Genomic DNA, 25,249 nt, shown 5'->3' on the forward strand with positions numbered 1-25,249 from the left:
CGGCGGGGTCACGCCGCCGGGCCATCAATCTGAGAACAGATAGTCCAGCTGCATGATGGATTGGGCTGTCTCGTTTTTCACACCAAGGAACTTGGAGATTGCGGCCTCATTCTCGGCTCGATCCGATGTCTCGCGCAGGCGCAGATAGCCATCAATTCCGGCCTTGCGGATTTCTTCGGACTCGTGTGCCAGATCATTGCGCAGGGTGGGCAGCAGGCGCGCAACGGTCTCGGATGGGCTGTTTTCGCCTGCAAGGCCGACACGGCGCGCATGGCCGATCAGGTAGTCGTCGGAATACTGACACTCGATTTCCAACACATGGGTCTTGGCGGCATCGCCGCAGAAATCCTGAATGGCGTCCAGATTGGCCGGATCAAGGCACAGCGCCAGTTGGTTCGATCCGAAATGATCAAAGAGCATGCGCACAACGGCCCGCCTGTGGCGCGAGCGTTTGGTCAGAGTCGTCTCGATCCCGCCCAGATCCGGCAGCGGAGTGTCCTGCTCGTTGAACAGATACTCGACACAGGGGATGTCGGTGACCGAAGCAATCTGATCCACCAGCCGCTTTGCCACGTGCCACTTTTTGCAGACGATCAGAAACAGCTCTCGTTCCGGGCCCAGCGTATTCCCGGCCTCCCAGAACCGTTGACCGAACCGGCGGCCGACACGCCCACGCCCGGCAAGGAAGGCATAGAGGTTGCGCCCCTCATCCGAGATCGGGAAATCGACACCGGTGCTGGCGTAGAGGGTTCCGAGACGCTCTTTCAGCTCGTGGGCTTCGGGGCTGATCTTGCGGGCGAATAGGTAATTCTGCCCCAATAACATGTCGAAGTGATCATTGTAGAAACTCACTGGCATGCCGTAATCCGAGAACATCAGAAAGGTCAGCGTGCGGTTTTCGATTTCGTTCTTCGGGATCAGGTGCCGGACCAGCGTCTGAAAGAAGGTCTCGTCGGGAATCCAGGTAGAGGAGAAAAACCGGACCACATCGCGCCGCTGTTTCAGGAAATCCAAAATCATCTCGACCGTCCGGCGACGCAGGCACCACCACTGGCTGCCGATCATCACCTGAATATCGTCGGGGATGTCGCGCGTGATTTTGAACCGTTTCTGCAGCTCGTAAGAGGTATAGAACCGCTTGGGCTGCGTGCGTTCGTTGAAGTAGTGGCGGTAGATCAGCCGGTCTTCTTTCATGCCGGTCTTGATCCAGTTGCTGGCAAAAAAGTCGTGGCTTTCGATGAAATCCGTGTCGTGCTCGTCCAGAAAGTTGTGGGCGTATTCTGCTGTCTTGATGGCCATGCAATCGCCCGACAGCATGTAGAAATGCGTGGCACGGGGAAAGGCGCTTTCGGCCGCTTGCAGGGCGTGCAGGGTGGCCTGCACCAAAGACCACTCACCCCAACCGCATTTGATGCGTTTGGCGGCGAAGGTGACGTTCGGATTGTCCTTCAGGGCGACACGAATGCGGTCATAGTCCGACGCCTTGGCCCGCGCATCGAAATGGATTGCCATATAGTCGCCGACGGCGGTCAATTGCTCAGCCTGCGCGATGATCGCGTCGGGGTCCTTGTGACACAGCAATATGTAGGCAATCTTCGCCATGTGGGTCCGCTATTTCCGTTTCTGCCCGTTTACACTCGTGATACTGAGGATGAGCGATTGAATAAACCGAATAGTTTTGGTTCTTTGCTTGTAAAACGACTTGCGCGTAACAAGTTCCGAGATTTTGAGGAGGCATAGCAGATGGGGTTCCCCGGCACCTGGATGACCGAGAGCGAAAGCATGGTGTACCGTGTTGTGCCTAAATGTGCCTGCTCGACCATTGGCCAGATTATGTACTATTCTGATCATGGCCGGTTTTTTGACGGCGACATTCATGATGCCAAGGATGGGATGCACAAATGGGCCTTTGACCATAGTCAGGGCATGATATCGGCCAATGTACGCAATCATGGGTCTTATGCGTTCACCTGCGTGCGCAATCCCTATACGCGGATCCTCAGCTCCTTCTTCGATAAGATCTGTGGTATTCAGCGCAACGGAAAGCGGTACCGGGGCAAGCTGGTGCCGACGCTGGTCTATAACTACGGGATCGAGGTTGGCGGTGAGGATGGAAAGGGTGAGTTCGACCAGATCGCCAGTTTCCGCCGCTTCCTTCTATTTGCACGGGATACGATCCGGTGGCGCAGGCCGATGGACCCGGATATCCACTGGTCGGCCATGTCGGGCCACGTGTCGACCTTTGTGGTCAATGGCGGGCGCTACGACAACATTTTCTGGACCGAGAAGTTCAACGACGGGATGCAGGATGTTCTGGAGCATATCGAGACCGCGCATCCCGTGACCCTATCTGAGATCCCGAGATTCAACGAATCCGAAGGCCATGGTCCCAAGCGCGCTCACCCGGTCGAGGACTATTTCGACGATCTTTCGATGCATCTGGTCTATGAGATCTACAAACAGGATTTTGAGCTGTTCAAATACGATTTCGAAAACCCGGCAAACAAGATGCCGGTGGGTGAGATCGACTTGGATGAAATCCACGCGAAACTCGGGTCGTAGTTCTGGTTTATTTGGGGCAGGGGAACGCTCCCGCCCATCGTCAATGTCTCTGACGAGACATCTCCTCTGGTTGGGCCCGGCGCCGCGCTTTGCGCGGCGCCGGGCCCAAGTCCGAACGGGGTATCGGCGTAGCCGATGGCACGGATCGGGCGCGGGAGCGTTTGGGATTGTGTCAGTGGTCAGCGAAGTCTCGAATCCAGCTTAGCGGGAGTAGGGGGCCCTCGACGTCGCGTTCGTGGGCGATGAACTGACGCACAGTTTCCGTATTCTGGATGGGTCCCAAGACGTGTCGGCCGCGTGAGTGTATCCCGAAGAGGACAGTCCGACTGTGGGATTGCTCCATCCACCTCAAAAAAGGCCCCATCCGCCAGGCGGGTGGGGCCTTTGGATTTCGCTTCCGAAGACGTTACAGCTCGCGCACGGCACCTTTTGCTGCGCTGGTGGTCAGCTTGGCATAAGCTTTCAGCGCGGTGGACACTTTGCGTTTGCGCGGTGCTGCCGGGGCCCAACCTTTTTCGTCCTGCACCTTGCGCCGTTCAGCCAGATCCTCATCCGAGACCGCCAGATGGATCGAGCGGGCAGGGATGTCGATTTCGATCTTGTCGCCGGTTTGCACCAGGCCGATGACGCCACCTTCAGCCGCCTCGGGCGAGACATGACCAATCGACAGACCCGATGTACCGCCTGAGAATCGACCGTCAGTCAACAGGGCGCAGGCTTTGCCCAGACCTTTGGATTTCAGGTACGAGGTCGGGTACAGCATCTCCTGCATGCCCGGCCCGCCGCGCGGACCTTCGTAGCGGATAACCACCACATCGCCCTCTTTCACCTTGCCGGTCAGGATGTCGCTAACGGCCTGATCCTGGCTTTCGCAGACATAGGCCGTACCGGTGAATTTCAGGATATTCTCATCCACACCCGCGGTTTTCACGATACACCCGTCACGGGCGATATTTCCGAACAGAACTGCCAGGCCACCGTCCTGGCTGAACGCGTGTTCCTTGGAGCGGATGACGCCGCCTTCGCGGTCGGTGTCCAGCTCTTTATAGCGGTTCGACTGGCTGAAGGCCTGCGTGGTGCGGACGCCGCCGGGGGCCGCTTTGAACAGCTCTTGCGCCTTCGGGTTGTTGGCAACCTTGATGTCCCAGTTGGCAATCGCTTCGCCCATGGTAGCTGAGTGCACCGTGCTGCAGTCTTCGTGCAGCAGCCCGGCGCGGCTGAGTTCGCCGAGGATAGAGAAGATGCCACCGGCGCGGTGCACGTCTTCCATATGCACATTCTCGGTGTTCGGCGCGACTTTGCACAGGCAGGGAACCTTGCGGCTCAGCTGGTCCATATGGCTCATGTTGAAGTTCACTTCGCCTTCATGAGCGATGGCCAGAAGGTGCAGAACGGTGTTGGTGGACCCGCCCATAGCGATATCTAGGCTCATGGCGTTTTCAAAGGCTTCAAAGGTCGCAATCTCACGTGGGAGGAAGCCTTTTTCGTCCAGATCGTAGTGCCGTTTGGTGATCTCGACGATGCGGCGACCGGCTTCCAGGAACAGCTCTTTGCGGTCCGAATGGGTGGCCAGAGTCGAGCCATTGCCCGGCAGGGCTAGACCCAGCGCCTCAGCCAGACAGTTCATCGAGTTCGCCGTGAACATGCCCGAGCAGGAGCCGCAAGTGGGGCAGGCGTTTTCCTCGATATGTTTGACCTGTTCGTCGGTGTACTTGTCGTCCGCTGCGGCAACCATCGCGTCGACCAGGTCGATCTTCTTCACGTCCAGATCGGCGATGTCGATCTTGCCGGCCTCCATCGGTCCGCCTGAAACGAAGATCGCCGGGATGTTCAGGCGCATCGCGGCCATCAGCATGCCGGGGGTGATCTTGTCGCAGTTCGAGATGCAGACCATCGCATCGGCGCAGTGCGCGTTGACCATGTATTCCACCGAATCCGCGATCACCTCACGCGAGGGCAGTGAATAGAGCATGCCGTCGTGACCCATGGCTATGCCGTCATCCACAGCGATGGTGTTAAACTCTTTGGCAACGCCGCCAGCGGCCTCAACCTCGCGCGCAACCATCTGGCCCAGGTCTTTCAGGTGGACGTGACCGGGCACGAATTGGGTGAACGAGTTGACGATGGCAATGATCGGTTTGCCGAAATCGTCATCCTGCATACCGGTGGCGCGCCACAGGCCGCGGGCACCGGCCATGTTGCGGCCATGGGTAGAGGTTCTGGATCGGTACATTGGCATGATGCTGTTTCCCTTTTGCCCCGGTTGCGATATGCGGGGTGCGTACGTTATAGCGCACGTACCACATGTGCGTTATAACGCACAAGACAAATCGTTGGGCGCGGATATGGAATCGGACGAAATCACGCTGAAACTAAAGGATGTGCGGGCAGCGTCGGGCCTCAGCCTGTCCAAAGTGGCCGAGTTGACGGGTGTCAGCAAGGCGATGCTGGGCCAGATCGAGCGTGGCGAATCAAGCCCAACCATCGCGACCCTGTGGAAAATCGCCAAGGGGTTTCAGGTTCCGCTCAGCGCCTTGATCGGAACATCGGACGCGCGCGCGCAGGGCGTGTTCCGGACCGTGACCTTTCCGGGCAGCATTCAGGTCAAGATCGTCTTTCCCTTTGATCCCGCCCTTGGCGCCGAGACCTTCCATGTCGAACTGGCCGCCAATCAAAGCCACGAATCCCCGGCCCATGCCGCCGGGGTGACCGAAGAGGTCTTTGTTCTGAACGGCGCGCTTGAGGTTTTGCAGGATGGCAAATGGGTCGCCCTCAAAGCCGGTGAGGGACTGCGCTTTGCCGCCGATCTGCCGCATGGCTATCGCGCTGGGCCAGATGGGGCGGCCTTCCTGAACATGCATCACTATTTTCAACCGGCCGAGCTGGCCTCGGTCGGGTAGCCCGGCCTTTCAGGATTTTTTGCAATGACGGACGTGCTGAACAGCCTGACTATCGTGGATGCCGTGGGATCGGTTGGCGCGCTTGTCGTGGTCGCGGCCTATTTTGCGACGCAGATGCGGATGATGAATTCCGACGATTTGGCCTTTCCGGTGATCAATCTGCTGGGGTCGGTGCTGATCGCCTACTCTCTGCTGCATAACTTCAATCTGGCCTCGATGCTGATCGAGGGGTTTTGGATCATCATCAGCGTGATCGGGATAATTCAGTATTTCCGGCTGAAACGGCATGCGGAATAGCGCTCGGGTCAGGACCCATTAATCTTGTACCACTGGTTTGGCTGATTTTGGTTTTGACAAGGTACGTCCCTGCAGGAATAGTGGTTCTATTTCAAAGGGATGTAACGCAGCTCAGAGCTAAAATCAGCCAAATCCTTCGGACGCGTGAACCGCTGCAAAGCAGCGGCTTTGACCGCTTGAAATTGACACCGCCAGTTCCGGCGCGTTCAAAACCACTGCTTTTTTGCCGTTCACGCGCCAGTGGCGCAAGATTAACGGGTCCTGACCCTAACCCGGCTTGAATACGGCCCTTTGCGCGTATAGGGAAAACCCAACCGCGCTAAGGGGAGGCTTTGATGCAAGACGATCCCAAAACCCTCGTTTCTACCGACTGGCTTGCCGCCCATTTGAAGGACCCGGATCTGCGGATCCTGGATGGATCGTGGTACCTGCCTGCGCAGAACCGTGATGCCAAGGCGGAATATGACGCGGCACATATCCCCGGCGCCCGGTTCTTCGATATTGATGACGTTTCGGACCACCGCTCGGACCTGCCGCATATGGCCCCTCCGGTCGAGAAATTCATGTCGCGCCTGCGCGCTATGGGCGTAGGCGATGGCCATCAGGTGGTGGTATATGACGGGGCCGGGCTGATGTCCGCCGCGCGTGTCTGGTGGATGTTCCGGCTGATGGGGCAGGAAAACGTCGCCGTTCTGGACGGCGGTCTACCAAAATGGCAGTCTGAGGGGCGCGAGGTCGAAGACTTGCCGCCCGTGATCCGCGATCGCCACATGACGGTGCGGGTTCAGAACCATCTGGTTCGGGACGTGACTCAGGTCTCGGCAGCCGCCAAGCTGGCCGATCATGAGATCATCGACGCCCGCTCAGCCCCCCGTTTCGCGGGCACCGAGGCCGAGCCGCGCGACGGTCTGCGCTCGGGCCACATTCCGGGATCGCGCAATGTGCCTTTTGGCCAATTGCTGAACAAGAACGGCACAATGAAATCGCCTGAGGATTGCCGCGCCGTATTCGAGGCCGCAGGCGTGGACCTGTCGAAACCCGCGATCACCTCCTGTGGGTCGGGCGTGACAGCAGCGATCCTCAGCCTTGCGCTGGAGCGCATGGGCAAGAAAGACCACTCGCTTTATGACGGGTCATGGGCCGAATGGGGTGCCTTCCCAACCCTGCCTGTCGCAACCGGAGAGAACTGATGTTCGAGAACCTCAAGCCGCAGCCAGCCGACAAGATCCTGGCGCTGATGCAGATGTACCGCGAAGACCCGCGCGACCAGAAGATTGATCTGGGCGTCGGCGTCTACAAGAACGCCGAGGGCGTGACCCCGGTGATGCGCGCCGTCAAGGCCGCCGAAAAGCGCATTCTCGAAGAGCAGGAAACCAAAGCCTATACCGGTCTGGCCGGTGATCCGGCCTATGCAGATGCGATGATCGGTCTGATCCTCGGCGACGCAGTACCGCGCGCCAATATTGCCGCCGTTGCGACCCCGGGTGGCACCGGCGCCTGCCGTCAGGCGTTTGAGATGATCCGCATGGCCAATCCCGAGGCCCGCGTATTCGTGTCGAACCCGACATGGCCGAACCACCTGTCGATCCTGAACTATCTGGACATGGAGACTGTCCAGTATCGCTACTTCGACGGCGAAACCCGCGGCGTCGATTTCGATGGCATGATCGAAGACCTGAAAACCGCCAAGGCGGGTGATGTGGTTCTGCTGCATGGTTGCTGCCACAACCCCACCGGCGCGAACCTGAACCTCGTGCAGTGGCAAGAGGTCGTGAACCTGATCAACGAGCTTGGCCTCGTGGCGATGATCGACATCGCCTATCAAGGCTTTGGCGACGGTCTTGAGGAAGACGCGCAGGCGACTCGTCTGGTGGCATCGTCGGTCAAGCGCTGCCTGATCGCGGCGTCCTGCTCGAAGAACTTCGGCGTATACCGTGAGCGTACCGGCCTTCTGATGGCGATCAGTGATGATGCGGCGCAAACCTCGCTGAACCAGTCGACGCTGGCCTTCCTGAACCGCCAGAACTATTCATTCCCTCCGGATCACGGCGCGCGCGTCGTGACCACGATCCTGACCGATGACGCCTTGCGTGCCGATTGGCAGGCCGAACTGGAAGAGGTCCGCCTGTCCATGCTGGGCCTGCGCCAGCAGCTGGCGGATGAGCTTCAGCGCCTGACCGGGTCGGATCGGTTCAGCTTTGTCGCCCAACACCGCGGTATGTTCTCACGTCTGGGTGCTGCACCTGAGCTGGTTGAGAAACTGCGTGCGGACCACGGGATCTACATGGTCGGCGACAGCCGCCTGAACATCGCCGGTCTGAACGCAAACACAGTGCCTATTCTGGCAAAAGCGATCGTGGATGTGGGCTGCTAAGCCACCCTTTGGAAAACAAGAAAGCCACGAAATTCGCGGCTTTCTTGTTTTGGCGGTCAGGACTTGATCCAAGCCCAGGCTTTATCAAGTTCGTCGGTGGTAAAGTGCTTTTCACCGATATCGAGCATGGCGGCAAATTTCGCGTCGATCTCGACCAGGTGACCCAAGAACATGCTGTCAGCGACAATCGCCAGCTTACCAAGTTTCTTCATATTCTTGATGATCCATTTCAGATCAGTCATTGCGGCCTCAAATGTGGCAGAGACCCCTTTGTCAACGACCAAGAGCACGCTGATCTTGGCGTGATCTTTTAGTATGTCTTCGGCTTTTTCGATCAACTCACGTTCCTGCGTGATGTCGATTTTGCCGGAAATTTCTAGACCGAGGATATTGCCCTCGCTTTGGTCCAGCACCTTGTACATAACTCTCTCCCGATCTGATGTACGTCTTTGCGACCCTTGGTTGGTCGGCTGTGTCCAGTGTTCACCCATATACCAGAGTTGAGGGTGCAAGGGATCGGACAAAAGCAAAATGGCCCGGCATTGCGCCGAGCCATTTCAAAGGTGTTGTAAGCGGCACTTACCCTTTCGAGAACTCGGGGTAAGCTTCCATACCCAGCTCTGCCATGTCGAGGCCGTTGATCTCATCCTCTTCGCTGACGCGGATGCCAACGATGGCTTTCAGGATGGTCCACAGGATCAGTGCGCCAACAAAGGTGAACACACCGTAGGCCGCGATACCCAGCAGCTGGGTGCCCAGAGACGCCTCGCCGTAGAAGATGACGGCGATGGTGCCCCAGATACCTGCGAACAGGTGAACCGGGATTGCGCCGACAACGTCGTCCAGCTTGAACTTGTCCAGCATCGGGACAGTGAAGACCACGATGATACCGCCAACTGCACCGATCCACAGCGCACCGAACAGGGTCGGGGCCAGAGGTTCAGCGGTGATCGAAACCAGACCGGCCAGCGCGCCGTTCAGCACCATGGTCAGGTCAGGCTTTTTGTACAGAAGCTGGGTCAGGATCAGGGCTGTAACAGCACCCGAAGCGGCGGCCATGTTGGTGTTGGCAAAGATGCGCGATACGTCTGTTACGTCACCCACGGTGCCCATCGCCAGCTGCGAACCGCCGTTGAAGCCGAACCAACCCAGCCACAGGATGAACGTACCCAAAGTGGCCAGCGCCAGGTTCGAACCGGGCATCGGATGCACTTTGCCGTCCTTGTACTTGCCGATACGCGGGCCCAGAACGATCACGCCTGCCAGAGCCGCCCAGCCACCGACCGAGTGTACGACGGTCGAACCAGCGAAATCCGAGAAGCCGGCTTCAGACAACCAGCCGCCGCCCCACTGCCAGGAACCCGAGATCGGGTACAGGATACCGGTCAGAACGACCACGAAGATCAGGAAGGGGAACAGCTTGATCCGCTCGGCCACGGCACCCGACACGATGGACGCGGTTGCAGCCACAAAGACCAGCTGGAAGAAGAAGTCCGACCCGATCGAGGCATAGTCCAAAGCAGCCTCGGCAGGGTCAACGCCAACCGGGTCCAGCACGGTTGGGCCGCCAATGGCAAAGAAGCCGTTGAAGTCGCCGGGGTACATCGTGTTGAAGCCAACCAGCCAGTACATGATTGCGGCAATGGAAAACAGCGCCACGTTCTTGATCATCTGCATGGCCACGTTCTTTGAACGCACCAGACCGCCTTCCAGCATGGCAAAGCCTGCCGCCATGAAGAAGACCAGGAAGCCCGCCATCAGGAACAGCAGGGTGGTGAAGATATACTGAGTGTGCAGCGCGGCTTCGCCTTCAGCGGCAGCCTCTTGCGCCAGACCCATCTGCGGCAGCGCGACAATCACGGCAGCAGGGATGAGAGATTTCATCAGGTTCATAGTCAGTCCTCGAATGATAGTGAGTGTGGGCGCCTTACAGCGCCTCTTCGTTCGTTTCCCCAGTCCGCACGCGCATGGCTTGCTCGACATCGAGGACGAAAATCTTGCCGTCACCGATCTTGCCGGTCTTGGCGGTGTTGGTGATGGTCTCAACGATCTGATCGGCCATCGTTGCAGGTACCACGATCTCAAGCTTGATCTTGGGTACGAAGTTCACGGCGTATTCCGCGCCACGGTAGATTTCGGTGTGACCGGATTGCGAGCCGAAGCCCTTGATTTCGGTCACCATCATGCCGCGTACGCCCGCTTCGGTCAGTGCCTCGCGCACCTCCTCGAGCTTGAACGGCTTGATTGTCGCAATGATCAGTTTCACGTCTGTCCCCTCTACTACTCCGGATCGGGCCGGCTTGTTTGCACGTGCAGAAAAAGAGCGCGTGTCGGGGCGTTAAGGAACGATTCCCCGACGTGAAACCGACTGAAAATGACGCAATATTGCACAATTTTTGCACAAACAGTGCTTGTTGATTAAAAAATAGGCGATAATGGGAAGGGGAGTTCCGGAAAATCGGACCTCAACATAGGCGGGACGTCAGGGTATGGTGAGGTAAAAGTATAAACGGGCAGAGTTTGAGCATGTCTGAGTCCAAGCGCCGCAAACCGACACTGGTCGCGGATAAAAGATACCCTTCGAAGGCGCGCAAACCTTCGACGACCAAGCGGGCTGCCAAGCCTGCGGGCAAGAAGTCGACCGCCCGAAAAACCGCGACCCGCAAGACGACACGGAAGAAAACGCGCAAGCGGTCGGGCGGCAATGGTGATGGGTTTTTCCGTCGTCTGTTCCGCTGGATCTGGCGGCTGGTCTGGGGCGTGACATGGCGCGTTGGGGCCGTGGTCGCCACGCTGATCGCGCTGGCGGTGGGCGTGGTCTATACCTCGCTGCCGGATGTCGATGCCTTGCTGGATGGTCGCGCGCGCGGGTCGGTGACGATGTTGGACCGTGATGGCAAGGTCTTTGCCTGGCGCGGGGACCAGTTCGGCGGGGTGATCACCGCCGATACCGTCTCGCCCCACCTCAAAAACGCGGTGATCGCGACCGAGGATAAACGGTTCTACCGCCATTTCGGCGTCAGCCCGCGCGGTGTGGCCAGCGCCGTGCGCATCAACCTGAGCGAAGGGCGCGGCCCGCTCTCGGGCCATGGTGGTTCGACCATCACGCAGCAGACGGCCAAGCTGCTGTGTCTGGGTGTGCCTTACGATCCCACCGAGTGGGAGTCGGAGGCCGCCTATGAGGCGGATTGCCGTCAGGGCTCGCTCTGGCGCAAAGGCAAAGAGGCGATTTATGCCCTGGCGATGGAAGTGAAATACTCCAAGGATGAAATCCTGACGATCTACCTGAACCGCGCGTTTCTGGGTGCCGGTGCGCGTGGGTTCGAGGCGGCCAGCCAGCGCTATTTTGGAAAATCCGCCGCCGAGGTTTCTCCGGCAGAAGCCGCGATGCTGGCCGGTCTTCTCGTGGCCCCATCGCGCTATGCGCCGACGAACAACCTGCAACGCTCACAGGATCGCGCGCGGCTTGTGGTTGGGCTGATGGAAGCGCAAGGCTACCTGTCGGGTGCACAGGCCAGTGAAGCGCGTGCCCGTCCTGCGCAACTGTCTGAGGCCGCCGCTGCCCGTGCAGGCGGCTATTTCGCCGATTGGGTCATGGCCAGCGGGCCCGAGTTCTTCACCCGCAACACCACCGAGGATGTGGTGATCCGCACGACACTGGATCAGCGCATCCAGACCTCGGCGGAAGAGGCGCTGCAGTTCATCTTTCAGGAGAAAGTCCGGGAAGGATCCAAAGCGCAGGCCGCAATTGTCGTGATGTCGGCGGATGGGGCGGTGCGCGCCATGGTCGGTGGCCGCAAAACCCGCGTCTCGGGCGCGTTTAACCGCGCGACACAGGCGCTGCGGCAGACTGGATCGTCGTTCAAGCCTTTCGTCTATGCCACCGCGCTGGAACTGGGCTATTCGCCCTATGACACGGTGATGGATGAGCCCTACTGCGTGAACATTCCCGGATCGGGGCAGTGGTGCCCCAAGAACTACACCAACAAATATTACGGGCAGGTCACGCTGGCGGATGCGCTCAAGAACTCTCTGAACATCCCGGCGGTGAAAGTCGCCGAGATTTCGGGCCTCGACAATGTGCGCACGGTCGCCACCGGTTTCGGGATCGCCAGCGATCTGGCGCGAGGCCCCGCGCTGGCGCTGGGCGCCTCAGAGAGCACGCTGATCGAGATGACGGGTGCTTATGCGGGTATTCTGAACGGCGGCTCGTCGGTTGAACCCTACGGCCTGACCGAATTGAAGCTGTTGGGCGATGAAACCCCGGTGATGGTGACGACCACAGGGATTGGCGAGCGGGTGATCAATGACAAAGCCGCCAAGGAACTGATCTGGATGATGGAGCGCGTCGTGTCCGAGGGCACAGGTGGCCGCGCCCAGCTGCCGGGATGGCAGGTGGCAGGCAAGACCGGAACAACACAGGCGGCGCGGGATGCGTGGTTTATCGGGTTCACAGCCGACTACGTGGCGGGTGTCTGGATGGGCTATGACGACAACACGCCGCTGTCTGGCGTCACCGGAGGTGGGCTGCCGGCTGAGATCTGGAAAGAGACCATGCTGCGCGTGACCGAAGGGATGACGCCCACGTCTCTGCCGATGATCGCGCCAGAACCGCCTTTGCAGGTCGCGCAACCTCAGCCCCGCCGCAAACAGGGCGGAGGGTTTGAACGCGCCATCAACAACCTGATCCGGGATATCTTCGGCGGGAACTAACGCGTCGCGGTCCAAACACAAAAAAAGGCGGCACACTAGGTGCCGCCTTTTTCAATTCAAACGGATCGAGGATCAGACGCTGGCGTCCAGCGCCTCCAGGATCGCATCGCCCATTTCCGAGGTCGAAACCGGGGTCACGCCTTCATCGGCCAACAGGTCTGCGGTGCGAACACCGTCGGCCAGCACTTTCTCGATCGCGGCTTCCAGACGGTCGGCCTCGGCCCCCTGATCAAAGCTGTAGCGCAGCGCCATGGCAAAGCTGAGGATACATGCGATCGGGTTGGCTTTGCCTTCGCCCGCGATATCCGGGGCCGAGCCGTGGACCGGCTCGTACATCGCCTTCGGGCGGCCATTCTCCATCGGGGCACCCAAGGACGCCGAAGGCAGCATGCCCAGCGAGCCGGTCAGCATTGCAGCGCAATCCGACAGGATGTCGCCGAACAGGTTGTCGGTCACGATCACGTCGAACTGTTTGGGCGCGCGCACCAGCTGCATCGCGCCGTTGTCGGCATACATGTGGGTGACTTCGACCTCGGGGTAATCCTTGGCGACCTCGTTCACCACTTCGCGCCACAGAATGCCCGATTCCATGACATTGGCCTTTTCCATCGAGCACAGCTTCTTGTTCCGGCGCATCGCCAGTTCAAAGGCCGAGCGCGCAGCGCGTTCGATCTCAGATTCGGTATAGCGCTGGGTGTTGACGCCCACACGCTCATTGCCTTCCTCAAAGATGCCGCGCGGCTCGCCGAAATAGATGCCCGAGGTCAGCTCGCGCACGATCATGATATCCAGACCGGCCACGACATCGGTTTTCAGCGACGAGAAATCCGCCAGCGCGTCAAAGCACTGCGCCGGGCGCAGGTTGGAATAGAGGTCCATTTCCTTGCGCAGGCGCAGCAGCCCGCGTTCGGGCTTCAGGCTGAAGTCCAGATCGTCGTATTTCGGGCCGCCAACAGCGCCCAGCAGAACCGCGTCTACCTCTTGGGCTTTGGCCATGGTCTCATCCGACAGGGGTTTGCCATGGGCGTCATAGGCCGCACCGCCGACCAGATCCTCGCTCACGTCAAAGTGAAGGCCGCGATTGGTGTCGAACCAAGAGATGATTCTGCGCACTTCGGCCATAACTTCCGGGCCAATTCCGTCTCCGGGCAGGATGAGGAGCGAGGGGTTGGACATCGACAGTCTCCTTGCGTTTTGTCGCAAAGGGCCTAGCGTCTGCGCCGCACCGGGTCAATGAGACGATCCGGATGAATCACGAGGAAAACACATGTTGATACCGGGAAATCCCGTCCCAGGCCTGAAAATTGAAACAGTCGGGCACGGGGTATTCGATCTTGAGGCCGACAAAGGCGAAAACGGAACGTTGGTGATCCAGTATCGCGGCCTGCATTGCCCGATCTGCATCAAGCAGATGACCGAGGTCGAAGCGGCGCTGGATGGTTTTGCCGCGCTGGGGGTCGAGGTCATCATGATCACCACAGATACCGCCGACCGCGCGGCCGAGACCGCTGAAAAGGCCGGTGTGTCCCGTCTGCGTGTCGGGCACAGCCTGCCGCTGGCCGCCGCGCGTGAGGATTGGGGCCTGAACATCTCAACCGCGCGCGAGGGCAGCGCTGAGCCCGCCTTCTTTGCCGAGCCGGGGCATTTCTACATCGCTACGGACCGGACGCTGTATTACGCGTGGCAGCAGACAACGCCATTTGGACGTCCGGCCATGGCAGACATTGTTGGTGGTCTGAAATTCACCCTCGGAAACAACTATCCTTCGCGTGGTACCTATACCGGCCCGCTTTAGGCCCCTTATGGCAAAGCGACATCTACCCACACCACCCGGTGACGGCTGGCGCGCTGCGCGGTCTCGCGCATCTGGTCCCCGGGGCTGGGCCAGAACACGCCCGAGTTAACAACCTGCAGGTCAGCTGAGGGCAGGACATAGTCCACCCTCAGTTCTCCGACGGCTTTCCAGTTCACAGTTGCGGCGTCGCCCTCTGCGGTCTTGGGCTGTGGGTCCTGCAGACGCGGATCGGAGATAAGCGCGGCGATGGTCTCGGTGCGTCCGTCGCTCTTGCCGGGGTCCAGATTGGCGTCGCCTGCGATGACAAAAGGGCCTTCCGGGGCGGGGCCAAGCCGCCCGTCCAGCAGCAGGGACCAGAACCGGATTTCATCGCGATTGCGCAGGCCGTTGCGGTCCTCTGGCCCATCGAAGACCGGCGGAGTGGCGTGAAAGGTCATCAGATTAAGATGACCAAAAGGCGTGGTGACGGGAACCACCCAATGCCCAGTGGAAGACAGCCTCTGCGCCGCCTGCGCCTGTGCTGAGGGGTAGGGTGCGCCATTCACGACTGGCAATTCAGCCCCCGGAAGTTCGGACCACAAGAGAGGCGCAAAATCCTGCGTCTCGTCCTGTGCGATCTCGTATCGGGACAGAACGGCCAGCCCACCATGACCCGTGAACAAGCCCCAACCCTGCGAGTCGCCCGGCCCTTGGGTGCGCCCGTCTCCGTCCAGATCCAGACCGCTGTCTATCCCGTTATTGGGCTGCGCGGCAAAAAGGTGGGGATAGTCCAGACCGGCAGCGCGCAGCGCATCAGCCAAAGCGGTCAACGCGAGACCGTCCATGTCCCAGTCGATCCCCTGCAACGCCAGAATGTCGGGTTGTACGGTCACCAAGACGTCGACAACGGCCTGAACCTGCGCGTCATCGCGCTGAATATCGCGCAGCAGCAACCCGGGGCCTTTGCGGCTGAGCTCGGTATTATAGGTGGCAACGCGCACAGTCTCTGCCTGTGCGACCAGAGGCAGCATCAGCAGGATCAGGGCACGGATCATGCGGTCTGAGTAGACTCGGTCGTGGAATAGGCGCGGCGTTTCTCAACGATCAGCCCGGCAATCCGAAGGGTCGCCATGCCACGCATGATCATGCTTGCAGGCAGGAAGGCCCAGGCGCACATGGTCCAGATCAGGGTCTGAGGGTTGCTCAGCGAGATCGGGAGCAGGAAATTTGTCAGCAGCTTCATCACTGCCGGGATCAGGAAGGGCAATAGAATGCCGATGCAGATGTTCAGGCGCCCGTCGCGCTGCAGGCGTGTGACCACGTCGCCGCCTTTGGTCGGGTCGAACAGAGGCAGGTTTGTCCACACATTGAACGCCCCGTTTCCGGTCGGCCAGCCGCGCAGTTTCACAGCATAGGCGAAGCTTGCGATGGTTACCAGCGCGGCCATGTAGGCGATGCTGGCCGCGACACGCACAAGCTCAACCAGCGGCTGGGCGGCATCTGCGGGCAGCATCAAAACGATCAACCGAACCGGGGAATAGGGAAAATCCACCACATTCGCGACGGACATGCCCATCGCGTAGGAAAAGCGGGTCATTTCGGTCGGCGCATAGGCGTTTTTGCAGATCAGCGTCAGGAACGTGACCATCGACATCAGGCCTACGAAGCGCAAACGGTTCACCGGAGGCGCATCACGGAATTCGATAAAGCTGGGGAAGGCCGAGTTATATTCGGCAAAGGTCAGGATGAACGCGAGGATCGCGAGGAAGACAACGACCTCGGTCCCGTTCGTCGATGAAACTGGCAGGTACAACGCGGGGGTCAACACCATGACCGCAACCAAAATCCCACGTATCGCCGCCCCTGTCGTGCGTGCAATCACTATCCGAACCCTTTTTCAAACCGGAACCAGCCAATTCTGTGTCGGCTTCATTCCAACTTGTGCCCGTCGCCTGCGTTTTTTGACGGATACCTCTTTCGACCAAACATGGACGATAAGCGGTAATTCGCTCAAGCCAGGGTGCAGATAACACGTGATTTCGGGCAAAATGATGGCGCAACTGGTGCGGGATTGCATCATTTTCGACGCAAATCCGACGTGTATCTCAATTTGAGACCTACATGTTGTGTTTGTCGGATTTTCGACCCCAAGAATGCGAACGGAGCCCCCTTGGCGACTCCGTTAGGTTGAGTATCAACAGATTCGTCCCCAGAATCATACCCAGGGGCGGGCCTGACTGGCGTGACCCTCGAATTTGTCGATGTGATGGTCTTTTTCCATCGTCAGGCCGATATCGTCCAGACCGTTCAGCAGGCAGTGCTTGCGGTGCGGGTCTATGTCGAAAGTGATCTCAACGCCGTCCGAGGTGGTGATCTTCTGATCTTCCAGATGAACGGTCATGCGGGCGTTTTCGCCTTTGTGTGCGTCATCCATCAGTACCGCGTGATGCTCTTCTTCGACCACGATGGGCAGGATGCCGTTCTTGAAGCAGTTGTTGAAGAAGATGTCGGCGAAGCTGGTCGAGATCACGACCTTGATGCCGAAATCCTTGATCGCCCAAGGTGCGTGTTCGCGCGAGGATCCGCAGCCGAAATTGTCACCGGCCACCAGAATCTCGGCCTCGCGATAGGCGGGTTTGTTCAGAACGAATTCTTCATTCTCCTGCCCATCATCGTGATAGCGCATCTCGTCAAACAGAACGACGCCAAGGCCGGACCGCTTAATGGTCTTCAGGTGAACTTTGGGGATGATCATATCGGTGTCGATATTGATCAGCGGCATTGGGGCGGCCACCCCGTGGACTTTGTCAAACTTTTCCATGTCTACACTCCTGCGGGGTAGGGCCGCGCCCGTGCCTCGCGTTTAAGCTTCTTTCGCTTCAGTTGTTTCGTCTTTGGGTGCGCTCTTGACGAAGAACGCCATGAAGACCAATCCGAACCCGTTAAACAGCATCTCGATGCCCAGGAAGATCCCCAGAATGCTCAGAAGGGCCTGCGGTTGCTGCCCGACATAGCTCCAGATGATGCCTGCGAGGATGATCGACAAGATGCCCGAGATCATCGTGGGCCAGAAAAACTGCGTTCCCTTCATTTGGAACGACAGAATGATCCGCGCGATGCCGCCTGCCATGAACAGGATCAGCATAACGGTCGCCAGCGTCAGCGTGCCCTGCAGCGGGTGATCCAGAAAGGACCAGCCCAGAAACAGCATGACCGCACCCATGATGAGTGACAGGATCTTGTTGCCAACGCCTTCAACCGTGAAGCCGCCAACAACCTGCAGCACGCCCGAGATCAGCAGCAACACGCCGGTTACCACCGTCACGGCGACAGATGCCACAACAGGTGCGCCCAGCACAAAGATACCGAACGCGATGGATAGGAGCCCCAGCAGGAGCCATTTGATCCAGTCACTCATTTGTTCAATCCCTCAAATATCTAGATATGAGGGGACCTTACATCAATTCACGGACGTCTGTAAGACGTCCCGTGATCGCCGCAGCGGCAGCCATTGCCGGGCTCAGCAAGTGAGTTCGCCCACCCCGTCCCTGACGGCCTTCGAAATTGCGGTTCGAGGTCGCGGCACAGCGCTCGCCCGGTTGCAGCTGGTCGGGGTTCATCGCCAGACACATCGAGCATCCCGCCAGACGCCATTCGAAACCGGCCTCTTTGAAAATCTCGGCCAGACCTTCTTCTTCGGCCTGAGCGCGTACAAGACCTGAACCGGGCACGACCATGGCGCGCATGCCGTCCTTGATCTTCTTGCCCTTCAGAATTTCCGCGGCGGCGCGCAGATCTTCGATACGACCATTGGTGCAGGATCCGATAAAGACGGTGTCGACCTCGACATCGCTCAGCTTCTGACCGGCTTCCAGACCCATATATTCGATCGAACGGCGGGCTGCTTCGACCTTGCCGCCTTCGAAATCTTCCGGGTTCGGAACGGTTGCGGTGATCGGCAGAACGTCCTCGGGGCTGGTGCCCCATGTGACCACCGGCGCGATATCTTCGCCGCGCAGCGTGATGACCTTGTCGAAATGCGCGCCTTCATCGGTGTAGAGCGTTTTCCACCAATCCAGCGCCGCTTCCCACTGAGCGCCTTTCGGGGCATGCGGGCGGCCTTTGACATATTCAAAGGTGGTTTCGTCCGGCGCGATCAGACCGGCACGCGCGCCGCCTTCGATCGCCATGTTGCAGACGGTCATGCGGCCTTCCATCGAAAGATCACGGATCGCTTCGCCGCAATATTCGATGACATATCCGGTGCCACCAGCGGTGCCGGTCTCACCGATCACGGCCAGAGTGATGTCCTTGGCGGTCACGCCCGGCTGCAATTTGCCAGTGATCTCGACCTTCATATTCTTGGACTTCTTCTGGATCAGGGTCTGGGTGGCCAGAACGTGCTCAACCTCAGACGTCCCGATGCCGTGGGCCAGAGCGCCAAACGCGCCGTGGGTGGCGGTGTGGCTGTCGCCGCAGACGACGGTCATGCCGGGCAGGGTCCAGCCTTGCTCGGGGCCGACGATGTGGACGATGCCCTGGCGGACGTCATGCACCGGATAGTAGTGAATGCCGAAATCCTTGGCGTTCTTGTCCAGCGCTTCGACCTGAATGCGCGATTCGGGGTTTTCGATCCCGTTCACGCGGTCCGGTGTGGTCGGAACGTTGTGGTCCGGCACGGCAATCGTCTTTTCCGGCGCGCGTACCTTGCGGCCTGCCATGCGCAGGCCTTCGAACGCCTGCGGGCTGGTCACTTCGTGAACCAGATGGCGGTCGATATAAAGCAGGCAGGTGCCATCATCGGCTTCATGCGCGACATGGGCATCCCAGATCTTGTCATAGAGTGTTTTGGGGGACATCGGTCCTCTCCCGTATGTAATGAGAAATAGCTGGCGAGGTGGCTTAGGCCGCCGATAGGCGGGCCAGAACCGTGCGGGCAGCCCCATAGAACCGTTCGCGCAACCGCGCGCGGTCTTCCAGATTCTGCTGTTGGGCTACATTGAGTCTCATGCGCCTCAGATATATCGGGCTTTGGCGGCAATCAAGGTTCAATCGGGCAAGGTTCAATCGGGGCGCGGTCTTGCATCCCCGTGCGTGGGCCGTCAATCTGATGGTCATGAACCAAGACCTGCTTCCGGAAACGCTGTCCGAGCTATTTGCCAACATGACGGCGGCTTTCTCAGCGCAATTCTCAAATCTGATTGAGCTGGTCGTCACGCCGGGCTGGAGACAATACCAGCTGGTCATCATCCTGCTCCTGTGGCTGCTGTCTTTCCTGCTGAGGCTCTTGACCCAAAACCGATGGGAGGCATGGGCCCGCGCACGCAGTGGCTGGCCGAAATGGCGGTTGCGCATTCTGATTCAGATGATGCGGCGTCTGACGCTGGTGTATTTCGTGTTGTTGTCTTGGGGCCTCTACTGGGTCATGCAGCAGACAACATGGCCCTCGCGCAGTTATATCATCGGTGTATTTGCTACGCTTGCAGTGGCCTGGCTGGCCATTGCGCTGGTCTCGCGTTTGGTGCGCAACCGGACGCTGCGGCAGATCTTCAAATGGTCCATGTGGGTCTATGCAACGCTGATTGCCCTGGGATTGACCGATGACGTGGCCGAATTCCTGGACGGAGTAGCGATCTCGATCGGGGACCTGCACATCTCGGCGCTGGGCATCATCAAAGCTGTTTTGCTGATCGGTATCCTGCTGACGCTGGCGCGGCTGGGAACCCGCGCCGCCGAGCGAGGTCTGAAGAACAATGACGACATCACGCCATCGATGCAGGTGCTGCTGGCGAAGGGCATACAGGTGCTGCTTTATGGTGCGGTGTTCCTGGCCGCGATCCGGACGCTTGGCTTTGACCTGACAGGGATCGCGCTGTTGTCCGGTGCGATTGGTGTCGGGATCGGGTTCGGGCTGCAGAAAGTGGTTTCGAACCTGATCTCGGGCATTATCATCCTGATGGATCGGTCGATCAAGCCGGGCGATGTGATCTCATTGGGGGATACGTTCGGCTGGATCAATGCGCTGGGGGCCCGCTATGTCTCGGTGGTGACGCGGGATGGGCGGGAATATCTGATCCCGAACGAGGACCTGATCACCAATCAGGTGGTGAACTGGTCGCATTCAGACAAGTTCGTGCGGCTGGATCTGAATTTCGGCACCAGCTATGGCGATGACCCGCACAAGGTGCGCGCCACGGCCATCCGTGCGGTGAAAACCGTTGGCCGCGTGCTGAGCGGCGGGTCGCACGAACCGGTCTGCCATATCATCGGGTTCGGCGACAGCAGCGTGGACTACGTGTTGCGCTATTGGATCAGCGACCCGACCAAGGGGCTGACCAATATCCGGGGCAATGTCTATCTGGCCCTGTGGGACGCGTTTCAGGCTGAGAACATCTCACTCCCCTTCCCGCAGCGCGAGGTGCGCTTGTTGCCCGACGACGCAGAGGCGCAACATCTCACCAAAGAGTGAGCGGATGTGGCGGCCAGAAACCGCCCTTCATTGAAATGTTGCAATCCCCTTGTTACCTTATTAGTACCCCTGCGCCGGGTGTCACGGCGCGCAGCAAAGGAGGACTATGTCCTGTCTCTACATACCCAGGCGGGTTTGCCCGCCGATGACGGGGCCGGTGTAATGGCCCACTCTCAGTCAATCAGCGACAAACTGCTTGAGCGTATCCTTTCCTCACTTTCCGACGACAAGGCCGAAGACGTCGTGCAGATCAACCTGCAAGGTAAGTCTTCTGTTGCGGATCATATGGTGATTGCCTCGGGTCGGTCGACCCGTCAGGTCGCAGCCATGGCGGAAAAGCTGACGGATCGCATCAAGCAGGAATTCGGTTTCACTTCGAAGGTCGAAGGCAAGGATGCCGGCGACTGGGTGTTGATCGATACGGGCGACGTGATCGTCCATATCTTCCGCCCCGAAGTGCGCGAATTCTACCAGCTGGAAAAGATGTGGCAGCCTGCGGGCGGCAGCGCCTCAGCCAACTGAGGCGCCATCCCGGCCTTTATTGAAGGGCCGGAGGCGAGAGAGATATGCGTATCAGCATAGTTGCGGTCGGGCGATTGCGCGCCGGACCCGAGAAAACCCTGCTTGACGATTACCTGATCCGTTTTGACCGCACCGGCCGTGGCCTGGGCCTTGGTCCTGCGCGGGTGATCGAGGTTGAAGACAAGAAAAACGCAGGGATGGGCGCCGAGGCCGGGTTGCTGCGCAAGGCGCTGCCCAAAGGCGCTGTGATCTGTACGCTGGATGAGCGTGGACGGATGATGTCCTCACCGGATTTTGCCCAAAAGCTGGGGAATTGGCGCGACGCCGGGCGGCAGGATCTGGCGCTGATCATCGGCGGAGCAGACGGAATTGACCCCACACTGCGCGCCGCGGCGGATTTTTCCATCTCATTCGGGTCCATGGTCTGGCCCCACATGCTGGTCCGTGTGATGCTGGCCGAACAACTCTACCGGGCCGCAACCATCTTGTCGGGCGGTCCTTACCACCGGGTCTGACATGGCGCAGCTTCTGATTGTCTATCATTCGCGCACCGGCGGGGCCCGGCAAATGGCCGAAGCGGCGGCCGAGGCGGGCAGGGATGAGGCAGATATCGTCCTGAAAACCGCAGATCAGGCCGGGCCCGAAGACCTGCTGGCCGCTGACGGCTACATTTTCTGCGCTCCCGAAAACCTCGCCGCGATTTCGGGCCTGATGAAGGAGTTCTTTGATCGCAGTTACTATCCCGTTCTGGGCCGGATCGAAGGTCGCCCCTACGCCCAGATGATCTGTGCCGGGTCTGACGGAGAGAACGCCGCCCGCCAAACCGCCCGCATTGCCACCGGCTGGCGGTTGAAAGAAGTGCGGCCGCCTTTGATCATTTGCACCCATGCTCAGTCGCCTGAGGCGATACTAGCCGAGAAGACAATCCCCGAAGACCAGCTGGATCAATGCCGCGAGATCGGCGCGGCCATGGCCGCGGGGCTGAGCCTCGGGGTGTTTTGATCTTTAGTTCAAGTCGATGACCGTGGTGGCATCACTCCAACCACCGACAGTGTCGCGGGCCTGAATTTGCACCTGCGTGGTACCTACGGGAATCGAGACGCCGCTCAGCGAGCGGGTGAAGGGCTGTTCGTCCACATGCGGATGATGCAACACGCGCATGCCAAGCTCGGCCCCCTCCATGTCCAGCACGCGCCAGCCATCGGCGTAGTCATCCCATCCGGTATCCGGATGCCGGATCGTCACATCAAAACGCCAGGTATCTCCGTTGCGGCTGGCCGAGACACTCTCGATAGTCGGCGGATCGGCAAGAACGGGTGTGGCAAAGAAAGCGGTAAGAATCAGGTGGCGCATGGGCAGATCCTAAGGAATTGGTTGCGAAATAGGGATCACGTCTTGGTGTCAGGGGGCAAGGTCAGAAGCACCGTTCTCGAATGTGAGGCGAACTCGCGCCGGTAGAGGACACCAAAGGTGATCACGGTGCCAATGATCAACGCGATGGGGCCAAGGAACCACGCGAGCGAGGCAAGCGCGAAATAGGTGGCCCTGAGGGCACGGTTGAAGCTGCGGGCGGCGGTCACACAGATCTCGGCGGCTTGCGCGGCGCGCGGGTAGGCTTGCGGGTCGTCTGGGTCATTCGGCACGGCGGCCATAAGGACGGCGCAGTAGCCGAACAAGCGGTGCGCCCAAACGTATTTCAGAAACGCGTTTGCCAGAAACAGGATCACAACGAGGATCTTGATCTCCCATACCAATGCAGGGGCGCTGCCGATGGCCAGATCGCTGGCAACGCCTGCCAGTTGCTCGGTATTGCCCAACAAGGCCAGCCCACCGCCAATTGCGATCATTGTGGTTGAGGCGAAGAAGGTGCTGCCCTGCCGCATGGCCGCAACGACCTGTGCGTCGAACATGCGGGGTTGGCGGGTGACCATCTCGTGCATCCAACCGCGGCGGAAATCATCCATCATCATCGCAACAGACAGTTTGCCCGGCGAGGGGTGTTCGATCTTCCAGCCGATCCATTGCCATGCAGCCAGCAAAAGCAAAACGGCGGCATAGTCCAGCGTCGAAAACATAAGCGCGCGATCAATCCAGGTCATGGCGCGACAGTAGGGTCAGATCATAAAACTTGCCAGACAGAGAAATTGGTAATATTATTTTACCAAATTGGAGGATCAGCCATGGAAATGCCCCAGCCAAATCCTGACGTGCTTGCGCGAAAGCAGGCCGTTCTGACGCGATTGCTACAGGTTTTGCCTGAGGATGCGGTGATTCACGACCCGTCGGAAACGCGGGCCTATGAGTGTGACGCGCTGACCGCGTATCGTTGCCCGCCCATGCTGGCGGTGCTGCCTTCGTCCACGCAGGAGGTCTCGGACGTGCTGCGTATTTGCCATGACGAGGGCGTGCCGGTGGTCCCGCGCGGCTCGGGGACTTCGTTGGCCGGCGGGGCGCTGCCAACGGCAGATTGTGTGATCCTTGGCGTGGCGCGCATGAATGACGTGCTGGAGACCGACTATGACAACCGCTTCATCCGCGTTCAGACCGGCCGCACCAATCTCAGCGTGACCGGCGCAGTAGAAGAGGAGGATTTCTTCTACGCGCCCGACCCATCCTCTCAGTTGGCTTGCGCAATTGCGGGAAACATCGCGATGAACTCAGGCGGAGCGCATTGTCTGAAATACGGGGTAACCACCAACAACCTGTTGGGTGTGACCATGGTGATGATGGATGGTAGTGTTGTCGAGATCGGCGGTGCGCATCTGGATTCTGGTGGGTTGGACCTGTTGGGTGTCATCTGCGGCTCGGAAGGTCAGCTTGGCGTCGTGACCGAGGCGACGCTGCGCATCCTGCGCAAACCCGAAGGCGCGCGGCCTGTTCTGATGGGGTTCGATGACAACGAGGTGGCCGGTCAATGTGTCTCGGACATCATCAAGTCGGGTATCTTGCCGGTCGCGATCGAGTTCATGGATACGCTCTGCATCAAGGCGTGTGAGAACTTCGCCCATGCCGGCTACCCAGATTGCCACGCGCTGCTGATTGTCGAGGTCGAAGGCTCGGATGCCGAGATCGACTATCAGCTGTCGAAGATCGTCGAGATCGCGAAACGTCACAACCCGGTGGAACTGCGCGAAAGCCAGTCGGCTGAGGAAAGCGCCAAGATCTGGCTGGGTCGGAAATCGGCCTTTGGTGCGATGGGGCAGATGAACGATTACATGTGTCTGGATGGCACGATCCCCGTCTCGGCACTGCCACAGGTTCTGCGCTGCATCGGAGAGTTGAGCGAGGACTATGGCCTGCCCGTCGGCAACGTTTTCCACGCAGGCGACGGCAATATGCACCCGCTGATTCTGTTTGATGCCAACAAGCCCGGTGATCTTGAGAAATGTGAGGCGTTTGGTGCCGATATCCTGAAGCTGTGCGTGGATGTGGGCGGCTGCCTGACTGGAGAGCACGGGGTGGGCATCGAAAAGCGAGATCTGATGTCGCATCAATATAGCGCGGCAGATCTTGAGGCGCAGATGGCGGTGAAGGATGTGTTCGACCCGCAGTGGCTGCTGAACCCGGCCAAGGTGTTTCCGTTGGACGTGTCACAGGCGCGCCGGATGGCTGCGGAATAGGGGGCTCTGCCCCCATCC

General features: G+C 59.3%; 26 protein-coding genes. 12 read left to right on the top strand and 14 right to left on the bottom strand.

Annotation, left to right across the window (positions count from 1 at the left end; translation table 11 throughout):
- Nucleotides 1-24: 24 nt before the first annotated feature.
- Complete coding sequence (locus J7394_RS06145) at nt 25-1,602, bottom strand: DUF5928 domain-containing protein (RefSeq protein ID WP_209251644.1); 1,578 nt, start codon at nt 1,600-1,602, stop codon at nt 25-27.
- A gap of 141 nt (nt 1,603-1,743) precedes the next feature.
- On the opposite strand from J7394_RS06145, the gene J7394_RS06150 reads away from it, so the two are divergent.
- Nucleotides 1,744-2,562 carry a sulfotransferase family protein gene (locus J7394_RS06150; RefSeq protein ID WP_209251646.1) on the top strand — a complete coding sequence of 273 codons (819 nt, stop codon included), beginning with the start codon at nt 1,744-1,746 and terminating at the stop codon, nt 2,560-2,562.
- A 406-nt stretch (nt 2,563-2,968) separates the two neighbouring features.
- Here the strand turns inward: J7394_RS06150 and ilvD are convergent, their stop codons facing one another.
- Nucleotides 2,969-4,801, bottom strand: a complete 1,833-nt coding sequence (gene ilvD / locus J7394_RS06155; protein ID WP_209251648.1) for a dihydroxy-acid dehydratase — start codon at nt 4,799-4,801, stop codon at nt 2,969-2,971.
- Nucleotides 4,802-4,907: 106 nt separating this feature from the next.
- Between ilvD and J7394_RS06160 the strand changes: the two genes are divergently transcribed.
- From J7394_RS06160 to J7394_RS06175, 4 genes are all read left to right on the top strand, one after another.
- Nucleotides 4,908-5,462, top strand: coding sequence for a helix-turn-helix domain-containing protein (locus tag J7394_RS06160; protein ID WP_170555177.1), 555 nt, complete (start codon nt 4,908-4,910; stop codon nt 5,460-5,462).
- Between the two features lie 24 nt (nt 5,463-5,486).
- The gene (locus J7394_RS06165; RefSeq protein WP_209251650.1) at nt 5,487-5,759 is read left to right on the top strand and encodes a hypothetical protein; all 273 of its coding nucleotides are present in this window, start codon (nt 5,487-5,489) and stop codon (nt 5,757-5,759) included.
- Nucleotides 5,760-6,094: 335 nt separating this feature from the next.
- Nucleotides 6,095-6,949, top strand: a complete 855-nt coding sequence (gene sseA, locus J7394_RS06170) for a 3-mercaptopyruvate sulfurtransferase (protein WP_209251652.1) — start codon at nt 6,095-6,097, stop codon at nt 6,947-6,949.
- Complete coding sequence (locus J7394_RS06175) at nt 6,949-8,133, top strand: amino acid aminotransferase (protein WP_209251654.1); 1,185 nt, start codon at nt 6,949-6,951, stop codon at nt 8,131-8,133. The genes sseA and J7394_RS06175 overlap by 1 nt, the downstream gene beginning before the upstream one ends.
- Before the next feature lie 56 nt (nt 8,134-8,189).
- On the opposite strand, the gene J7394_RS06180 is transcribed toward J7394_RS06175, so the two are convergent.
- The 3 genes from J7394_RS06180 to J7394_RS06190 form a co-directional block, all read right to left on the bottom strand.
- Nucleotides 8,190-8,555 (bottom strand): STAS/SEC14 domain-containing protein, encoded by a 366-nt coding sequence (locus J7394_RS06180; protein WP_209251656.1) that lies wholly within the window; start codon nt 8,553-8,555, stop codon nt 8,190-8,192.
- 157 nt (nt 8,556-8,712) lie between these two features.
- Nucleotides 8,713-10,026: an ammonium transporter gene (locus tag J7394_RS06185; protein ID WP_209251657.1), complete on the bottom strand. Its 1,314-nt coding sequence runs from the start codon at nt 10,024-10,026 to the stop codon at nt 8,713-8,715.
- 34 nt (nt 10,027-10,060) lie between these two features.
- On the bottom strand, nt 10,061-10,399 hold the full coding sequence (locus J7394_RS06190) for a P-II family nitrogen regulator (protein ID WP_170379789.1): 339 nt from the start codon (nt 10,397-10,399) through the stop codon (nt 10,061-10,063).
- Nucleotides 10,400-10,659: 260 nt separating this feature from the next.
- Here J7394_RS06190 and J7394_RS06195 point away from each other — a divergent pair, with 260 nt between their 5' ends.
- Nucleotides 10,660-12,846, top strand: coding sequence for a transglycosylase domain-containing protein (locus tag J7394_RS06195; RefSeq protein WP_209251658.1), 2,187 nt, complete (start codon nt 10,660-10,662; stop codon nt 12,844-12,846).
- Nucleotides 12,847-12,918: 72 nt separating this feature from the next.
- Here the strand turns inward: J7394_RS06195 and leuB are convergent, their stop codons facing one another.
- On the bottom strand, nt 12,919-14,022 hold the full coding sequence (gene leuB / locus J7394_RS06200) for a 3-isopropylmalate dehydrogenase (protein ID WP_209251659.1): 1,104 nt from the start codon (nt 14,020-14,022) through the stop codon (nt 12,919-12,921).
- Nucleotides 14,023-14,113: 91 nt separating this feature from the next.
- Here leuB and J7394_RS06205 point away from each other — a divergent pair, with 91 nt between their 5' ends.
- The gene (locus J7394_RS06205; RefSeq protein WP_209251660.1) at nt 14,114-14,641 is read left to right on the top strand and encodes a redoxin domain-containing protein; all 528 of its coding nucleotides are present in this window, start codon (nt 14,114-14,116) and stop codon (nt 14,639-14,641) included.
- 5 nt (nt 14,642-14,646) lie between these two features.
- Here the strand turns inward: J7394_RS06205 and J7394_RS06210 are convergent, their stop codons facing one another.
- The 6 genes from J7394_RS06210 to J7394_RS06235 all read right to left on the bottom strand — a co-directional run bounded on the left by J7394_RS06210 (nt 14,647) and on the right by J7394_RS06235 (nt 19,630).
- On the bottom strand, nt 14,647-15,675 hold the full coding sequence (locus tag J7394_RS06210) for an endonuclease/exonuclease/phosphatase family protein (protein ID WP_209251661.1): 1,029 nt from the start codon (nt 15,673-15,675) through the stop codon (nt 14,647-14,649).
- Nucleotides 15,672-16,502, bottom strand: coding sequence for a hypothetical protein (locus J7394_RS06215; RefSeq protein WP_209251663.1), 831 nt, complete (start codon nt 16,500-16,502; stop codon nt 15,672-15,674). The genes J7394_RS06210 and J7394_RS06215 overlap by 4 nt, the downstream gene beginning before the upstream one ends.
- A 333-nt stretch (nt 16,503-16,835) precedes the next feature.
- On the bottom strand, nt 16,836-17,441 hold the full coding sequence (gene leuD / locus J7394_RS06220) for a 3-isopropylmalate dehydratase small subunit (RefSeq protein ID WP_209251665.1): 606 nt from the start codon (nt 17,439-17,441) through the stop codon (nt 16,836-16,838).
- A 42-nt stretch (nt 17,442-17,483) separates the two neighbouring features.
- Nucleotides 17,484-18,038, bottom strand: coding sequence for an HdeD family acid-resistance protein (locus J7394_RS06225; protein ID WP_209251666.1), 555 nt, complete (start codon nt 18,036-18,038; stop codon nt 17,484-17,486).
- 37 nt (nt 18,039-18,075) lie between these two features.
- The gene (gene leuC, locus J7394_RS06230) at nt 18,076-19,479 is read right to left on the bottom strand and encodes a 3-isopropylmalate dehydratase large subunit (RefSeq protein ID WP_209251667.1); all 1,404 of its coding nucleotides are present in this window, start codon (nt 19,477-19,479) and stop codon (nt 18,076-18,078) included.
- Nucleotides 19,480-19,522: 43 nt separating this feature from the next.
- The gene (locus J7394_RS06235; RefSeq protein ID WP_170379772.1) at nt 19,523-19,630 is read right to left on the bottom strand and encodes an isopropylmalate isomerase; all 108 of its coding nucleotides are present in this window, start codon (nt 19,628-19,630) and stop codon (nt 19,523-19,525) included.
- 106 nt (nt 19,631-19,736) lie between these two features.
- Between J7394_RS06235 and J7394_RS06240 the strand changes: the two genes are divergently transcribed.
- The 4 genes from J7394_RS06240 (at nt 19,737) to J7394_RS06255 (ending at nt 22,613) form a co-directional block, all read left to right on the top strand.
- A complete protein-coding gene (locus J7394_RS06240) occupies nt 19,737-21,089 on the top strand; it encodes a mechanosensitive ion channel family protein (RefSeq protein WP_209251668.1) in 1,353 nt (450 codons plus the stop codon).
- Between the two features lie 162 nt (nt 21,090-21,251).
- A complete protein-coding gene (rsfS, locus tag J7394_RS06245) occupies nt 21,252-21,611 on the top strand; it encodes a ribosome silencing factor (protein ID WP_170379770.1) in 360 nt (119 codons plus the stop codon).
- Between the two features lie 44 nt (nt 21,612-21,655).
- Nucleotides 21,656-22,126, top strand: a complete 471-nt coding sequence (gene rlmH / locus J7394_RS06250) for a 23S rRNA (pseudouridine(1915)-N(3))-methyltransferase RlmH (protein ID WP_209251669.1) — start codon at nt 21,656-21,658, stop codon at nt 22,124-22,126.
- A 1-nt stretch (nt 22,127) separates the two neighbouring features.
- Nucleotides 22,128-22,613, top strand: a complete 486-nt coding sequence (locus tag J7394_RS06255) for a flavodoxin family protein (protein ID WP_209251670.1) — start codon at nt 22,128-22,130, stop codon at nt 22,611-22,613.
- Between the two features lie 3 nt (nt 22,614-22,616).
- On the opposite strand, the gene J7394_RS06260 is transcribed toward J7394_RS06255, so the two are convergent.
- Nucleotides 22,617-22,964 (bottom strand): hypothetical protein, encoded by a 348-nt coding sequence (locus J7394_RS06260; protein WP_209251671.1) that lies wholly within the window; start codon nt 22,962-22,964, stop codon nt 22,617-22,619.
- 35 nt (nt 22,965-22,999) lie between these two features.
- A complete protein-coding gene (locus J7394_RS06265) occupies nt 23,000-23,710 on the bottom strand; it encodes a DUF599 domain-containing protein (protein WP_209251673.1) in 711 nt (236 codons plus the stop codon).
- Nucleotides 23,711-23,791: 81 nt separating this feature from the next.
- On the opposite strand from J7394_RS06265, the gene J7394_RS06270 reads away from it, so the two are divergent.
- A complete protein-coding gene (locus tag J7394_RS06270; RefSeq protein ID WP_209251675.1) occupies nt 23,792-25,231 on the top strand; it encodes an FAD-linked oxidase C-terminal domain-containing protein in 1,440 nt (479 codons plus the stop codon).
- The last annotated feature ends 18 nt before the right edge of the window (nt 25,232-25,249 follow it).

This window comes from Ruegeria sp. R13_0, from assembly GCF_017743995.1.
Taxonomy (GTDB): Bacteria; Pseudomonadota; Alphaproteobacteria; order Rhodobacterales; family Rhodobacteraceae; genus Ruegeria.

Excerpts from the sequence above, each read along its gene's own strand:
- J7394_RS06145 (WP_209251644.1), bottom strand. The coding sequence starts at position 1,602 with ATGGCGAAGATTGCCTACATATTGCTGTGTCACAAGGACCCCGACGCG.
- J7394_RS06150 (WP_209251646.1), top strand. The coding sequence starts at position 1,744 with ATGGGGTTCCCCGGCACCTGGATGACCGAGAGCGAAAGCATGGTGTAC.
- ilvD (WP_209251648.1), bottom strand. The coding sequence starts at position 4,801 with ATGCCAATGTACCGATCCAGAACCTCTACCCATGGCCGCAACATGGCC.
- J7394_RS06160 (WP_170555177.1), top strand. The coding sequence starts at position 4,908 with ATGGAATCGGACGAAATCACGCTGAAACTAAAGGATGTGCGGGCAGCG.
- J7394_RS06165 (WP_209251650.1), top strand. The coding sequence starts at position 5,487 with ATGACGGACGTGCTGAACAGCCTGACTATCGTGGATGCCGTGGGATCG.
- sseA (WP_209251652.1), top strand. The coding sequence starts at position 6,095 with ATGCAAGACGATCCCAAAACCCTCGTTTCTACCGACTGGCTTGCCGCC.
- J7394_RS06175 (WP_209251654.1), top strand. The coding sequence starts at position 6,949 with ATGTTCGAGAACCTCAAGCCGCAGCCAGCCGACAAGATCCTGGCGCTG.
- J7394_RS06180 (WP_209251656.1), bottom strand. The coding sequence starts at position 8,555 with ATGTACAAGGTGCTGGACCAAAGCGAGGGCAATATCCTCGGTCTAGAA.
- J7394_RS06185 (WP_209251657.1), bottom strand. The coding sequence starts at position 10,026 with ATGAACCTGATGAAATCTCTCATCCCTGCTGCCGTGATTGTCGCGCTG.
- J7394_RS06195 (WP_209251658.1), top strand. The coding sequence starts at position 10,660 with ATGTCTGAGTCCAAGCGCCGCAAACCGACACTGGTCGCGGATAAAAGA.
- leuB (WP_209251659.1), bottom strand. The coding sequence starts at position 14,022 with ATGTCCAACCCCTCGCTCCTCATCCTGCCCGGAGACGGAATTGGCCCG.
- J7394_RS06205 (WP_209251660.1), top strand. The coding sequence starts at position 14,114 with ATGTTGATACCGGGAAATCCCGTCCCAGGCCTGAAAATTGAAACAGTC.
- J7394_RS06210 (WP_209251661.1), bottom strand. The coding sequence starts at position 15,675 with ATGATCCGTGCCCTGATCCTGCTGATGCTGCCTCTGGTCGCACAGGCA.
- leuD (WP_209251665.1), bottom strand. The coding sequence starts at position 17,441 with ATGGAAAAGTTTGACAAAGTCCACGGGGTGGCCGCCCCAATGCCGCTG.
- J7394_RS06225 (WP_209251666.1), bottom strand. The coding sequence starts at position 18,038 with ATGAGTGACTGGATCAAATGGCTCCTGCTGGGGCTCCTATCCATCGCG.
- leuC (WP_209251667.1), bottom strand. The coding sequence starts at position 19,479 with ATGTCCCCCAAAACACTCTATGACAAGATCTGGGATGCCCATGTCGCG.
- J7394_RS06235 (WP_170379772.1), bottom strand. The coding sequence starts at position 19,630 with ATGAGACTCAATGTAGCCCAACAGCAGAATCTGGAAGACCGCGCGCGG.
- J7394_RS06240 (WP_209251668.1), top strand. The coding sequence starts at position 19,737 with ATGAACCAAGACCTGCTTCCGGAAACGCTGTCCGAGCTATTTGCCAAC.
- rsfS (WP_170379770.1), top strand. The coding sequence starts at position 21,252 with ATGGCCCACTCTCAGTCAATCAGCGACAAACTGCTTGAGCGTATCCTT.
- rlmH (WP_209251669.1), top strand. The coding sequence starts at position 21,656 with ATGCGTATCAGCATAGTTGCGGTCGGGCGATTGCGCGCCGGACCCGAG.
- J7394_RS06255 (WP_209251670.1), top strand. The coding sequence starts at position 22,128 with ATGGCGCAGCTTCTGATTGTCTATCATTCGCGCACCGGCGGGGCCCGG.
- J7394_RS06260 (WP_209251671.1), bottom strand. The coding sequence starts at position 22,964 with ATGCGCCACCTGATTCTTACCGCTTTCTTTGCCACACCCGTTCTTGCC.
- J7394_RS06265 (WP_209251673.1), bottom strand. The coding sequence starts at position 23,710 with ATGACCTGGATTGATCGCGCGCTTATGTTTTCGACGCTGGACTATGCC.
- J7394_RS06270 (WP_209251675.1), top strand. The coding sequence starts at position 23,792 with ATGGAAATGCCCCAGCCAAATCCTGACGTGCTTGCGCGAAAGCAGGCC.